Origin of the sequence: Citrobacter sp. Cf132 (genome assembly GCF_030333885.1) — a bacterium.
GTDB lineage: Bacteria > Pseudomonadota > Gammaproteobacteria > Enterobacterales > Enterobacteriaceae > Citrobacter > Citrobacter freundii.
This window is the reverse complement of the sequence record NZ_JAOWFA010000010.1, coordinates 1-13,618: the sequence shown is the minus strand read 5'-3', so window position 1 is coordinate 13,618 and position 13,618 is coordinate 1. Positions and strand designations below refer to the sequence as shown.

General features: G+C 50.8%; 10 protein-coding genes and 2 pseudogenes. 6 read left to right on the top strand and 6 right to left on the bottom strand.

The window, feature by feature from the left end:
- Nucleotides 1-8: 8 nt before the first annotated feature.
- The gene (gene osmC / locus OGV85_RS00105) at nucleotides 9-440 is read right to left on the bottom strand and encodes a peroxiredoxin OsmC (RefSeq protein WP_003020036.1); all 432 of its coding nucleotides are present in this window, start codon (nucleotides 438-440) and stop codon (nucleotides 9-11) included.
- Nucleotides 441-667: 227 nt separating this feature from the next.
- On the opposite strand from osmC, the gene sra reads away from it, so the two are divergent.
- From sra to OGV85_RS00090, 3 genes are all read left to right on the top strand, one after another.
- The gene (gene sra / locus OGV85_RS00100) at nucleotides 668-808 is read left to right on the top strand and encodes a stationary-phase-induced ribosome-associated protein (protein WP_003020039.1); all 141 of its coding nucleotides are present in this window, start codon (nucleotides 668-670) and stop codon (nucleotides 806-808) included.
- 179 nt (nucleotides 809-987) lie between these two features.
- The gene (maeA, locus tag OGV85_RS00095; RefSeq protein ID WP_003020042.1) at nucleotides 988-2,685 is read left to right on the top strand and encodes a malate dehydrogenase; all 1,698 of its coding nucleotides are present in this window, start codon (nucleotides 988-990) and stop codon (nucleotides 2,683-2,685) included.
- 309 nt (nucleotides 2,686-2,994) lie between these two features.
- Nucleotides 2,995-4,710, top strand: a complete 1,716-nt coding sequence (locus tag OGV85_RS00090) for an ABC-F family ATP-binding cassette domain-containing protein (protein WP_061548275.1) — start codon at nucleotides 2,995-2,997, stop codon at nucleotides 4,708-4,710.
- 81 nt (nucleotides 4,711-4,791) lie between these two features.
- Here OGV85_RS00090 and OGV85_RS00085 read toward each other — a convergent pair.
- The 4 genes and pseudogenes from OGV85_RS00085 to fdnG form a co-directional block, all read right to left on the bottom strand.
- A pseudogene (locus tag OGV85_RS00085) lies at nucleotides 4,792-5,392 on the bottom strand (inorganic diphosphatase); the annotation flags it as partial.
- Between the two features lie 129 nt (nucleotides 5,393-5,521).
- The gene (fdnI, locus tag OGV85_RS00080) at nucleotides 5,522-6,178 is read right to left on the bottom strand and encodes a formate dehydrogenase-N subunit gamma (RefSeq protein WP_003020054.1); all 657 of its coding nucleotides are present in this window, start codon (nucleotides 6,176-6,178) and stop codon (nucleotides 5,522-5,524) included.
- Nucleotides 6,171-7,055: a formate dehydrogenase N subunit beta gene (gene fdnH / locus OGV85_RS00075; protein WP_032949308.1), complete on the bottom strand. Its 885-nt coding sequence runs from the start codon at nucleotides 7,053-7,055 to the stop codon at nucleotides 6,171-6,173. The genes fdnI and fdnH overlap by 8 nt, the downstream gene beginning before the upstream one ends.
- Nucleotides 7,056-7,068: 13 nt before the next feature.
- The gene (fdnG, locus tag OGV85_RS00070; RefSeq protein WP_088169047.1) at nucleotides 7,069-10,116 is read right to left on the bottom strand and encodes a formate dehydrogenase-N subunit alpha; all 3,048 of its coding nucleotides are present in this window, start codon (nucleotides 10,114-10,116) and stop codon (nucleotides 7,069-7,071) included.
- Between the two features lie 287 nt (nucleotides 10,117-10,403).
- On the opposite strand from fdnG, the gene yddG reads away from it, so the two are divergent.
- The 3 genes from yddG (at nucleotide 10,404) to OGV85_RS00055 (ending at nucleotide 13,361) form a co-directional block, all read left to right on the top strand.
- Entirely contained in the window at nucleotides 10,404-11,285 is an 882-nt protein-coding gene (yddG, locus tag OGV85_RS00065) for an aromatic amino acid efflux DMT transporter YddG (RefSeq protein ID WP_286552854.1), read from the top strand.
- Nucleotides 11,286-11,745: 460 nt separating this feature from the next.
- The gene (ompD, locus tag OGV85_RS00060; protein ID WP_003020085.1) at nucleotides 11,746-12,837 is read left to right on the top strand and encodes a porin OmpD; all 1,092 of its coding nucleotides are present in this window, start codon (nucleotides 11,746-11,748) and stop codon (nucleotides 12,835-12,837) included.
- A gap of 83 nt (nucleotides 12,838-12,920) precedes the next feature.
- Nucleotides 12,921-13,361: a GFA family protein gene (locus tag OGV85_RS00055; RefSeq protein ID WP_003836219.1), complete on the top strand. Its 441-nt coding sequence runs from the start codon at nucleotides 12,921-12,923 to the stop codon at nucleotides 13,359-13,361.
- 3 nt (nucleotides 13,362-13,364) lie between these two features.
- Here the strand turns inward: OGV85_RS00055 and OGV85_RS00050 are convergent.
- A pseudogene (locus tag OGV85_RS00050) lies at nucleotides 13,365-13,547 on the bottom strand (MFS transporter); the annotation flags it as partial.
- Nucleotides 13,548-13,618 lie beyond the last annotated feature (71 nt).

The window sequence follows — 13,618 nt, the reverse complement described above, 5'->3', positions numbered from 1 at the left end:
CGACTTTATTAAGACTTCAGTTTGTAATCCAGCGTTATTTCCGCTTTCAGAACCTGAGATACCGGGCATCCGGCTTTTGCTTTCTGGATGATGCCGTCAAACGTGGCGGCGTCTATCCCCGGCACGCTCACCTGGCTATGCAACGCGACTTTAGTGATCGCAAACCCGGCATCTACCTTATCCAGAGAAACATCGGCAGTGGTATCAATGGCATCTGGGGTAAACCCTGCTTCACCCAGCATCAGTGAAAGCGCCATCGAGAAGCAGGCTGCATGGGCCGCGCCAATCAACTCTTCAGGATTGGTACCTTTCTCACCTTCAAATCGTGTATTAAACCCATACGGTTGCTGATTCAACACGCCACTTTCGGTCGACACAGTGCCTTTGCCGCGCTTAATGTCGCCTTCCCAGTGTGCCTGACCTTTCTTATGGATAGTCATTATCGCTCTCCTGTGTTGTCGTCGGAGTTACTAGTATAGGACGCCCGGGGAAAAGTATGTTACATACGGGATAGTTCTCATTTGCCGCTTAAGCATTGACCTTTCAGATAAAATGACCGACCATCCAGAAAGCCGTTATGTTGAACATCGGCTTTATATCAGGTTGTATTTCGTCCGTTCTCATACGGGCTCGCCCTTGAAACCAGTAACAGGATTAAGGAGTTAGAATGAAATCGAACCGTCAGGCCCGTCATATTCTCGGACTGGACCACAAAATCTCAAATCAACGTAAAATCGTGACCGAAGGTGACAAAACCAACGTGGTCAACAATCCTACTGGAAGAAAGCGCCGCGCTGACGGCAAGTAGCCTTTCGCACGTCTGACTGAGTAACGAGATAAACACCATTGCAACCGCAGTGGTGTTTTTGCTTATAAAACCCCTTAACCCATTCACAATGCTTTATACTTCGCCCGTTTCCCTGGCGAACAGGCCACATACGATCATAAAGAGCGCCAGGGACGGTTATTCAAAAAAGAGTGAGTGACATGGAAAACGAAACTAAAAAACTGCGTTCCCTTTACATCCCTTACGCTGGCCCGGTACTGCTGGAATTCCCTTTACTGAATAAAGGGAGCGCCTTCAGTGTGGAAGAACGCCGTAACTTCAACCTGCTGGGGTTACTGCCGGAAGTCGTCGAAACGATTGAAGAACAGGCTGAACGCGCCTGGATCCAATATCAGGGCTTCAAAACCGAAATCGACAAGCATATTTACCTGCGCAACATCCAGGACACCAACGAAACCCTGTTTTACCGACTGGTGCATAATCACCTGGATGAGATGATGCCAGTTATCTATACCCCAACGGTCGGCGCAGCCTGTGAGCGTTTCTCTGAGATTTATCGTCGTGCGCGCGGCGTGTTTATCTCTTATCAGAACCGCCACAATATGGACGATATCCTGCAAAACGTCCCTAACCACAATATCAAGGTCATCGTTGTCACCGATGGCGAACGTATTTTAGGTCTTGGCGATCAGGGGATCGGCGGGATGGGCATTCCAATCGGTAAACTGTCGCTGTATACCGCATGTGGCGGAATTAGCCCGGCCTATACACTTCCGGTGGTACTGGACGTGGGGACCAACAACCAGCAACTGCTGAACGATCCGCTGTATATGGGCTGGCGCAATCCGCGTATCACTGATGATGAATACTACGAATTCGTTGATGAATTCATCCAGGCCGTGAAGCATCGCTGGCCGGACGTGCTGTTGCAGTTTGAAGATTTCGCCCAGAAAAACGCTATGCCACTGCTGACCCGTTATCGCGATGAAATTTGCTCATTTAACGACGATATTCAGGGCACCGCGGCGGTTACCGTCGGTACGCTGATTGCGGCTAGCCGCGCGGCCGGAAGCCAGCTGAGCGAACAAAACATCGTCTTCCTCGGCGCGGGTTCCGCAGGATGCGGGATCGCCGAGCAGATCATTGCGCAAATCCAGCGAGAAGGTTTAAGCGAAGAAGCGGCGCGTCAACGCGTATTCATGGTCGATCGCTTTGGCCTGTTAACCGACAAAATGCCGAACCTGCTCTCCTTCCAGACCAAACTGGTGCAAAAACGCGAAAATCTGCAGCACTGGGATACACAAGAAGATGTCCTGTCGTTGCTCGATGTGGTTCGCAACGTTAAACCTGACATCCTGATCGGGGTTTCCGGACAGGTTGGTCTGTTTACCGAAGAGATCATCCGCGAAATGCATAAGCATTGTCCGCGTCCGATTGTCATGCCGCTGTCTAACCCGACTTCTCGCGTAGAAGCCACGCCGCAGGATATCATCGCCTGGACCGAAGGTAACGCGCTGGTTGCGACCGGTAGCCCGTTTGCACCGGTACTGTGGAAAGAGAAAACTTACCCGATCGCCCAGTGTAATAATGCGTACATCTTCCCGGGTATTGGCCTTGGCGTGATTGCTTCTGGCGCGTCGCGCATCACTGATGAAATGCTGATGTCGGCCAGTGAAACGCTGGCACAGTATTCACCGCTGGTGCTCAACGGTGAAGGACTGGTGCTACCGGAACTGAAAGATATTCAGACGGTTTCTCGTGCCATTGCCTTTGCCGTCGGTAAAATGGCCCAGCAGCAAGGTGTGGCGGTGAAAACCTCCGCTGAAGCGCTGCAACAGGCTATTGACGATAATTTCTGGCAGGCGGAATATCGCGACTACCGTCGTACTTCTATCTGACGGTTTGCCCGGCGGCACATTGCTGCCGGGCGTGCAAAGTTTGCGCGAAAGTGTAATTTGCGATTACACTTTCGCTACCGATCAACACTCTGAAAAACAAAAGGAGGATACTTATGCTGTACTGTGAACGTTTTATCGTTTCACATGCTTTTGGCGATCGCCAGTGCTCAAGCGTTATCGGTATCGTGCTGCGATAACTTCTGCTTGAGCGAAGCTAACTTCTAAATCCCCTTCTCTCGGGCTTACCGGGTTATCGTCAGCGATGTTTGACGAGGCGTTTTCACGCCTGTAACTCTTGAGTAAGCAACAATGAGCACATTACTAACCGCACAATCCTTACACGTTGATACGGCATTCGGCACGCTATTCGACGATCTTTCCTTTACCCTGAAAAAAGGCGACCGCATCGGGCTTATCGGTTACAACGGCTGCGGCAAAAGCACGCTGTTAAAACTGCTCGATGGCACGATGTCGCCCACCAGTGGAGCAATCGCGCAAGCGAATCACTGCCATCTCGCGCGTGTAGAACAACATCTACCTGACGATATACTGCCTCTTACGCTGCAGGAAGCCGTTCTCGCTCAACTTCCTGAGCATGAGCGTGCGGCTCAACAATGGCGGGTTGAAGCGCTGCTTGCCGAAATGGGTTTCACGCCAGAGAACTTATCTCTGACAGCGCAAACGTTGAGCGGTGGCCAGCACACACGCTTGCTATTAGCGCGGGCGCTGATGCGTAATCCTGACCTGCTGCTGCTGGATGAACCGGGTAACCATCTGGATTTGCCAACATTACTGTGGCTGGAGCAGTTCTTACAGAACTGGTCTGGCAGTTTTGTGGTGGTTTCCCACGACCCGCAGTTGCTGGACGCGGTGACTCACGGAACGTGGATCCTGCGCGATCGCACTCTCCATGCCTTTGATCTGCCCTGTAGCGCGGCACGTCAGGCGCTGGCAGAAAGAGACGTCAGCGATGCTCTGCGCCACAAGGCTGAGCAAAAAGAGATAGACCGGGTTACCGCCAGCAGCAAACGGCTGGCAACCTGGGGGCGGGTCTACGACAACGAAGATCTCTCCCGCAAGGCCAAGCAGATGGAAAAACAGGTGCAGCGCCTGAAAGAGGTGCAGACAGAAGTGACGGCAGGAAGTCAGTGGACACTAACATTGCGGGGTGATTCCCTGCGTGCAGATCGTTTGCTGGAGATGACCAATCTGTCTGTAGCCCCTGCTCCCGACGCAGATACACTGTTTTCCATTGCCGGTATCCGGTTAAAAAGCGGCGATCGCGTGGCAATTGTCGGGCGTAATGGTTGCGGTAAATCATCGCTGTTAAGGCTTATCTGGCAACAGTTTCAGTCACCGCTGGCATCGACTTCACTGGTGTTGCACCCGCGCGTTACGCTGGGCTATTACGATCAGACGCTGCATCAGCTTGCCGATAACGATTCATTGTTTGACGCGCTGGAAGCGTTTGCCCCGCAGCCAGAGATTCGCAAGATGGCGCTGATTAGCGCGGGTTTTCCGTGGATTCGTCATACGCAGAGGGTCAATACATTAAGCGGCGGTGAGCGCTCCCGGCTGCTGTTTGTGGGGCTGACGCTTGCGCGCTACAGTCTGCTGATGCTCGATGAACCGACCAACCATCTGGATATGGAAGGTAAAGAGGCGCTGGCAGAAACGCTACAAAGCTATAACGGCGGCGTGTTGCTGGTCAGTCACGACCGGCAGCTTATCAGCCAAAGCTGTAACCGGTTCTGGTTAATCGACAATGGCGAACTCAGTGAATGGCACGATCTGGAGGCGGTTAATGCACGTATTAGGGAAACGTCCGCGGAGATAACCGTTCCCAAAACGGTGGTCGAAGCGAAAGTTGAAATAAGCTGTGACAGCGATGGATTGCTGGAACAACTCCTCGATCTGGAACAGCGTCTGGCCGACGATCTCGCCCGCAAGCCGAAACATCAAAAACCGCTGTTACAGGCGCAATGGCGTAAAGAGATTGAGCGTCTGAACTCACAACTGGAGTAATCTTTTTTGCCGGATGGCGCAAGCTTATCCGGCCTACACCAGCAAAATGCGCGTGTAGGCCTGCCATCCGGCATACCATTTATTGCTGCGGTTTTTTCTCTTTCCAGGCATCCCAGGCCTGTTTGATCTCTTGCTTTGCCGTGGCGGCGTCGTTGAAACCGTTTAATTCGACCTTCTTGCGCCCTTCCGGCAGATCTTTGTACACGCGGAAGAAAGATTCCAGACGTTGAACTTCAATCTTGGGCAGATCGCTCAATTCTTTGATGTTGTCATAAGTGGGGTCAATTTTACTGGCTGGCACGGCGACAATTTTGTCGTCCTTTTCACCGCCGTCGATCATCTTCAGGACGCCTATTGCGCGCAGCTTAATTAACGTCCCTGGAGCCAGCGGCGCACGAGTATAAAAGATAACATCCAGCGGGTCGCCGTCACCGGCTAAAGACTGGGTGAGTGAACCGTAGTTGGCGGGATAGGCAACCGGCATTGACTGGAAGCGATCGGCAACGATAAACCCGGTTTTGGCGTCGGTTTCATATTTAATCATTCCACCTGCCGGGATTTCGGTTACGGCATAAAACTCTTCCGGGTTGTTCTCCGGTTGAGGAAATTCGAGGATGTTCTGCGCCTGAACTGAAGCACAAAGAAATACGCTGACTGCGAGTAGTTTTTTCACCAGATGCATTGTCTTTTAACTCTTCTATTATTGGAAAGACAACACCTTACGTTCAGCAGATGACAGAAACATGACGTTTTTTTGGCAAAAAAATGGCGCTACCGATGTAGCGCCATTGCGTAGAGGGAACATCAGGGATTAGTTAACCCCTTCCTCGCTCTCTTTTTTCGCTTCTTGTCTTTCAACTTCGCGATACCAACGTGGGTGATGTTTCTTCGCCCAGCGACGGCTCACCTTCCCTTCAACCATGCCTTTAATCGAACCTTTCACCCAGAATGCCATATACATATGGATGAGGATGGCGTGCATCAGGATAATCCCCGCCGCCGCATGGATCAGCAGGCTATAGCGCACGACCTGCATTGGGAAGAACTGTGCAAAGTATGGACGCCAGATAATAATACCGGTAATCAGCAGCACGAAAATCATGCTCATGATCGACCAGAACATCATTTTCTGCCCGGCGTTGTACTTGCCCACATCCGCCACTTTGTGTTCATTGCCTTTCAGCACTTCCACAATGTTTTTCAGCCACGGAATATCTTTTTTATCCGGGATGTTGTGGTGCACAAAGCGCACAAACATGAACATTAGCGCGACGAAGATCAGTATGCCGAAGAACGGGTGCAAAATGCGTCCCATCTGCGGCGTACCGAAGGTTTGCGTCAGCCATTGCAGAGTCGGGAAGAAGAACGAAATCCCCGACAGCGCCACCAGGAAGAAGCAGATCACCACCGTCCAGTGACAGGCGCGGTCGATAAACTTCGTGCGCACAATCATTTTCGACTTACTCATGATGATCCTCCTCCTCGTCGTCCACTTCCTTATTCGGACCGATACCAATGTAGTGGTAAATCAGCCCGGCGAAGGTGGCGATAAATCCGGCAGCGGCCAGCGGTTTCAGCGCCCCTTTCCACAGATTGATAGAGGTATCGATCTGCGGATCTTTCGGCAGGCCGTGATACAGCTCCGGCTGGTTGGCATGATGCAGAACGTACATAACGTGCGTACCACCCACACCTTCCGGGTTGTAGAGACCGGCGTGTTCGAAACCGCGTGCTTTCAGTTTTGCCACGCGCTGTTCGCCCATTTCCAGCATTTCCTGCTTGGTACCGAAATGTATTGCCCCGGTCGGACAGGTCTTCACGCAGGCTGGTTCCTGCCCGACGCTGACCCGGTCGACACACAGCGTACATTTATACACGCGGTTATCCTCTTTATTGAGGCGCGGAATATTAAATGGACACCCGGCAATACAGTAGCCGCAGCCAATACAGTGTTCTGACTGGAAATCGACAATCCCGTTGGCGTACTGGATGATTGCCCCGGCAGACGGGCATGCCTTCAGGCAGCCCGGATCTTCACAGTGCATACAGCCGTCTTTACGAATCAGCCATTCCAGCTTGCCGTTCTGTTCGGTTTCGGTAAACCGCATCACCGTCCAGGACTTGGCGCTGAGATCGGCGGGGTTGTCATACACCCCGACGCAGTGGCCAACTTCATCGCGGATATCGTTCCACTCTGAGCATGCCACCTGACAGGCCTTGCAGCCTATACAGGTGGAAACGTCGATCAGTTTCGCGACCTCGGCTTTGTAATCACGGGCCTGAGGTGGCGGCGTGATGGAGTTTGTTGCGGACCGTTTGATGATGTCCTGCGTTTCCATAGACATATGTTCGCCTCCCTTACGCCTTCTCGATGTTAACTAAAAACGCTTTGTATTCCGGCGTTTGCGAGTTTGCATCACCGACATTCGGCGTCAGGGTGTTGGCGATAAAGCCTTTACGCGCGACTCCTTCAAAGCCCCAGTGGATTGGGATCCCAACCGTTTCAACCTGCTGACCGTTGACGTTCAGGGTACGCAGACGACGGGTCACCACGGCAACTGCGCGAATAAATCCACGTTTACTGCTAACTTTCACGTGATCGCCGTTGTTGATCCCTTTCGCTGCCGCCAGCGTTTCGCTGATTTCCACAAACTGCTCTGGCTGGGCAATCGCATTCAGCAATGCGTGCTTGGTCCAGGTATGGAAATGTTCGGTCAGACGATAGGTCGTCCCGACGTACGGGAAGTCCTGTTTCGTGCCCATACGGAGTTTATCCGCCTCGTACAGACGCGCTGCCGGGTTGGAGATCACATTCGGGTGCAGCGGGTTAGTACCCAGCGGCGTTTCCATCGGCTCGTAGTGTTCCGGGAACGGACCTTCCGCCATCTTATCGATAGCAAACAGACGCCCCAGCCCTTCCGGCTGCATGATAAATGGATTGGTGCCACTGCCCGGTGCCGCGGTATTGAAGTCCGGGATATCGTTACCCGTCCACTTCGTACCGTTCCACTGGATAAGCATGCGTTTTGGATCCCACGGTTTACCCTGTGGATCCGCCGAAGCGCGGTTATACAGCACGCGACGGTTCAGCGGCCATGCCCAGGCCCAGCCCAGCGTATTACCCAGACCTGACGGATCGGCGTTATCGCGATTGGCCATCTGGTTGCCCTGCTCGGTCCAGCTACCGGTATAAATCCAGCAGGATGATGACGTAGAACCATCATCGCGCAGCAACGCAAAGCTGTTGAGCAACTGACCTTTCTTCGCAACCAGTACACCGTTGGCATCATAGAGATCTTCCAGCGCATAGCCGTTGTTCTCTTTCGCCACTTCCTCTGAGTGCGGTTCGTCCGGCTGCTTATAGTTCCAGCTCATTTTCAGAACGGGTTCTACAGCTTTACCGCCTTCAGTGCGATACATTTCTCGCAGGCGGTGGTAAATACCGGCCAGAATTTCGCCGTCGTTGCGAGCTTCGCCCGGTGCGTCCTGACCTTTCCAGTGCCACTGCAGCCAACGGCCGGAGTTGGCGATGGAGCCGTCCTCTTCCGCAAAGCAGGTAGAAGGCAAACGGAAGACTTCGGTCTGAATCGACGCAGGATCAACGTCGTTTGACTCGCCGTGGTTCTGCCAGAACGTTGAGGTTTCGGTCACCAGCGGATCGATAACCACCAGATACTTCAGTTTGCTGAGGCTCTGCACCACTTTGTTTTTGTCCGGGAAGGACGCAACAGGGTTAAAGCCCTGACAGATGTAGCCGGTGACTTTTCCGCTATCCATCATGTTGAAGTATTTGATGACGTCGTAGGACTGATCCCACTTCGGCAGCCACTCAAAGCCCCAGTCGTTTTCTTTCTGTGCAGCATTACCGTAGAAAGATTTCATCAAGCTGACGAAGAACTTCGGATAGTTGCCCCAGTAGTTAACCTGATCGGCCAATGTCGCTTTTGGCGTGTTCGCGGCCAGATAGGTTTGCAGATCTGTCTGTTTCTCTGACGGCAGCGTCAGGTAGCCCGGCAGGCTGGTAGAGAGCAGACCTAAATCGGTTAACCCCTGAATGTTGGAGTGACCGCGTAAGGCGTTGACACCGCCACCTGCCATCCCCATGTTGCCGAGCAGCAACTGGATCATCGCCATGGTGCGGATGTTCTGTGCCCCGACGGTATGCTGAGTCCAACCCAACGCATACAGGAACGTGGTGGTGCGATCGGCTGCGCTGGTGGAAGCCAGCACTTCGCAGACTTTCAGGAAGTCTTCTTTCGGCGTACCACAAATGTTTTCCACCACATCCGGCGTGTAGCGGGAAACGTGCTGTTTTAGCAGGTTCCAGACACAGCGAGGATGGCTTAACGTTTCATCGCGTTTCGCGTAGCCGTTTTCATCGAACTGGTAGTTCCAGGACGATTTATCATATTGGCGTTTGTTTGCGTCATAACCGCTGAACAGACCGTCTTCGAAAGCAAAGTCATCCCGCACCAGCAGGCTGGCGTTGGTGTAATGCTTAACGTATTCAGCGTTGATTTTGTTGTTTTCAATCAGGTACAGCAAGACGCCGGACAGGAACGTAATGTCCGTGCCGGAACGAATTGGCGCATAGATATCCGCCACCGAAGCTGTACGTGTAAAACGAGGGTCAACAACAATCAGCGTGGCATCATTGTTGTTTTTTGCTTCCATCGCCCAGCGGAATCCCACCGGATGTGCTTCAGCGGCGTTACCGCCCATCACCATCACGACGTTAGCATTTTTAATATCAACCCAGTGGTTGGTCATCGCACCGCGACCAAATGTTGGAGCAAGACTTGCTACCGTTGGTCCGTGTCAGACGCGCGCCTGGTTGTCTACTGCCAGCATGCCGAGTGAGCGCACAAATTTTTGCGTCAGCATACCGGTTTCATTACTTGCCGCCGATGCACACAACATCCCAGTTGAAAGCCAGCGGTTTACCGTTACGCCCTGCTCATTCTTCTCGATAAAGTTGGCGTCACGGTCAGTTTTCATCAGCTTCGCGATACGGGTGAATGCTTCATCCCAGCTGATACGCTGCCATTTGTCGGAACCAGGGGCGCGATATTCCGGGTAACGCAGACGGTTTTCACTGTGCACGTAATCCAGTAATCCTGCGCCCTTAGGACATAATGCCCCGCGGCTCACCGGATGATCCGGATCCCCTTCAATATGGTAAATCGACTCTTTGGCGTTTTTTGCTCCATCTCCCAGGCTATACATTAATAGCCCGCAACCTACGGAACAGTATGTGCAGGTGTTTCGGATCTCTTTGGCGCGTAACAGCTTATAGTTTCGCGCCTGAGCCAGTGCCATTTTGGGTGCAAAACCCAAAGCGGCCACTGTTGTTCCCGCCATACCGCCCGCGCAGATTTTAAAAAATTGTCTGCGGCTGACGTCCATTGCTTTCCTCTTTTTTGCAGGGGTTCGTACATGAAATCTCTCAAATTGCGCCAGCGCAGCAGTCTGAAAGATGCCATGTACAACTTCGCGACGAAACTATCAGCTATATCCATATTTTTTTTGCGTCAAATCAATAACGAAACGGTTCCGCTACTAAATAGTGCACTTTGTTTAACCCTTGTACCCATAAGGGAGTATGGGAAAGGCAATTAATTAGCGCGCTACGGTATAAAAGTGCTATAAATTTCAGCTTAAATTTTTGCCAGTACCATGGACAGACAATCAGAATGACAAAACAAAAGGCAACGTTAATTGGGCTCATTGCCATCGTGCTCTGGAGTACGATGGTCGGACTCATGCGTGGGGTAAGTGAAGGACTGGGTCCTGCGGGCGGCACAGCAATGATTTTTTCGTTAAGTGGTCTGTTGCTGATTTTTACCGTCGGCTTTCCGAATATCAGAAAAATTCCTGTGCGCTATTTAATCGCTGGTAGCGTGCTTTTTGTTACTTATGAAATATGTTTAGCGCTGGCTCTCGGTTATGCGGCTACTCGTCACCAGGCTATTGAAGTCGGTATGGTCAATTATCTCTGGCCGAGTTTGACGATATTGTTTGCTATTTTATTTAATGGTCAAAAAACAACCTGGCTGGTGATCCCTGGATTAATTATCGCATTGACCGGGGTTTGTTGGGTATTGGGTGGTGAAAACGGTCTTAACCTTGATGAAATTATCAGCAATGTTGCCAGCAGTCCGCTGAGCTATTTTCTCGCCTTTCTCGGCGCTTTTATCTGGGCAACGTATTGCACGGTGACCAATAAATATGCAAAAGGCTTTAACGGCATCACCGTGTTCGTTTTACTAACAGCCGCAAGTTTGTGGATTTACTATTTTATGACTCCGCAACCAGAAATGATTTTCAGCACTTCGGTGACTATTAAAATGTTCTCAGCGGCATTAACGTTAGGATTTGCCTATGCGGCGTGGAATATTGGCATTTTGCATGGCAACGTGACCATCATGGCCGTAGGATCCTATTTTACCCCTGTGCTCTCTTCTGCACTGGCTGCTGTGTTACTCAGTGCACCGCTTTCGCTATCTTTCTGGCAGGGCGCACTGATGGTCTGCGCGGGATCGCTACTTTGTTGGCTGGCAACGCGCCGCGCCTGAAAAAAAGCCGGGTTTTATCACAAACAAATAAAACCCGGCTATACTTTAGACAAATTGATGAATAATAATTGTTCATTCCACTTGCGATTTATGTTTGTATTTGTTTAATTAAATGTTAAATATATGGTAATTAGTTAACACACGAAAATATTATGCGGTTATCTATATCCCTTCATATGCATATATTACACATGCGAAACTAACGCCATTTAAATCATAGCCCTGACAATAGTCCCCTACGTAAATATACCCATTCAGATTTGTCACATATAAAGATTAATACAATCAACCATATTATGTAGATCTGGATCACACAACTTCAAATATTTCGCAATATTATGAAACTTATTATTGAACTTATACCACTGCGTCATTTAAAAATAGTTTGCCATTGACGAACCCCTTCGTTTAGCAATGGTTTAGGAAACACACCAAGAAAAAATTATAAGGATTATTTAGAATGAAACTTAAATTAGTTGCAGTGGCAGTGACTAGCCTGTTGGCGGCAGGTGCGGTAAACGCAGCTGAGGTATATAACAAAGACGCAAACAAACTGGATATCTACGGTAAAGTTCACGCTCAGCACTACTTCTCTGACGACACCAGCAGCGATGGCGACAAAACCTACGCGCGTCTGGGCTTCAAAGGCGAAACTCAGATCAACGACCAGCTGGTTGGCTTCGGTCAGTGGGAATATGAATTCAAAGGTAACCGTACTGAATCCACCGGTGGTTCCGACAAAGATAAAACTCGTCTGGCATTCGCTGGTCTGAAATTCGCTGAATACGGTTCTTTCGACTACGGTCGTAACTACGGCGTGGCCTACGACATCGGCGCATGGACCGACGTTCTGCCAGAGTTCGGTGGCGATACCTGGACCCAGACTGACGTATTCATGACTGGCCGTACTACTGGCGTTGCAACCTACCGTAACACCGACTTCTTCGGTCTGGTTGAAGGTCTGAACTTTGCAGCTCAGTACCAGGGCAAAAACGAAGACAAACGTAATCCTAACGAAGCTAATGGCGACGGTTTTGGTCTGTCTACCACTTATGAGTACGAAGGCTTTGGTGTAGGTGCTACCTATGCAAAATCTGACCGTACTGATTCTCAGGTAAACCGCACAGATCTTCTCAATCTGAACGCTAAAGGTAAAAACGCTGAAGTATGGGCTGCTGGCTTGAAATATGATGCGAACAACATCTACCTGGCAACCACCTACTCTGAAACCCGCAACATGACTGTGTTTGGTGATGCTGATTATATCGCTAACAAAACGCAGAACTTTGAAGCTGTTGCTCAGTACCAGTTCGACTTCGGTCTGCGTCCGTCCATCGCTTACCTGAAATCCAAAGGTAAAGACCTTAACACCACTTATGGCGACCAGGATCTGGTTGAGTACATCGATTTAGGTGCTACCTACTACTTCAACAAAAACATGTCTACCTTCGTTGATTACAAAATCAACCTGCTGGATGACAATGCCTTCACTAAAGCTGCCGGTGTAAGCACCGACAACATCGTGGCTGTTGGTCTGAACTACCAGTTCTAATTTTGTTGTAGTCAGAATACAAAGCCAGTCCTTCAAGGGCTGGCTTTTTCTCTTGATGTAGACTCGGTCATAAGGAGTATGCCGTGCAGACATTCACTGGTCGTTGTCTTTGCGGACAGAGTCATTTTACCGTTGACGTCGAAATGCTGGATGTCTATGCCTGCCATTGTACGCTGTGTCAGAAATGGTCTGGCGGCATCGCCATGTATCTGGAAGCCAGCGCTCACCCGCTGATGTCACCAGAATCGGTAGAACCTTCGCACTTTCCTTCCTCAAATCGTGGTGAACGGTTCTTCTGTTCCGGTTGCGGATGCCCACTGTGGTTTACGTTGACGGACAGCGATCGCTACTTTATTCCGTGGACACTTCTGGAACTTAATGAGGTAGATCGCCGCCGCCTGATATTAGCGGCAGAAATCTATACGGAAACACAGCCTGCGTTCTGGAGATTGACGGGGCAATACGCTCGACTGAGTGGGAAAGAAGTCGAAGAGATGGATTACCCCTGTCATTTAGCTCACTAGTTATTAACGTTGTACCTTTGCCAGACTGAACCACATTCCTATCGCTAATACGATAAGCATGCTGCCGGCGCTGCTTAAGGCCACGCTATGTGACCAGGTGAACGCTTCTCTGGCAGCCGTCAGCAATGCCTCACTCAGTGACGACGGGAGCGAGTGCGCCAGTTGTACCGCCTCCCCCTGACCTGCCCCCACGATTAGATACAACACTCAGTTAGTAACGTCGGAATCTTCATTCTCAGAATGACCCTTTCTCCAGC

What these genes read in the sequence shown, in the direction of transcription:
- osmC (WP_003020036.1), bottom strand. Translation starts at nt 440, where the DNA reads ATGACTATCCATAAGAAAGGTCAGGCACACTGGGAAGGCGACATTAAG.
- sra (WP_003020039.1), top strand. Translation starts at nt 668, where the DNA reads ATGAAATCGAACCGTCAGGCCCGTCATATTCTCGGACTGGACCACAAA.
- maeA (WP_003020042.1), top strand. Translation starts at nt 988, where the DNA reads ATGGAAAACGAAACTAAAAAACTGCGTTCCCTTTACATCCCTTACGCT.
- OGV85_RS00090 (WP_061548275.1), top strand. Translation starts at nt 2,995, where the DNA reads ATGAGCACATTACTAACCGCACAATCCTTACACGTTGATACGGCATTC.
- fdnI (WP_003020054.1), bottom strand. Translation starts at nt 6,178, where the DNA reads ATGAGTAAGTCGAAAATGATTGTGCGCACGAAGTTTATCGACCGCGCC.
- fdnH (WP_032949308.1), bottom strand. Translation starts at nt 7,055, where the DNA reads ATGTCTATGGAAACGCAGGACATCATCAAACGGTCCGCAACAAACTCC.
- yddG (WP_286552854.1), top strand. Translation starts at nt 10,404, where the DNA reads ATGACAAAACAAAAGGCAACGTTAATTGGGCTCATTGCCATCGTGCTC.
- ompD (WP_003020085.1), top strand. Translation starts at nt 11,746, where the DNA reads ATGAAACTTAAATTAGTTGCAGTGGCAGTGACTAGCCTGTTGGCGGCA.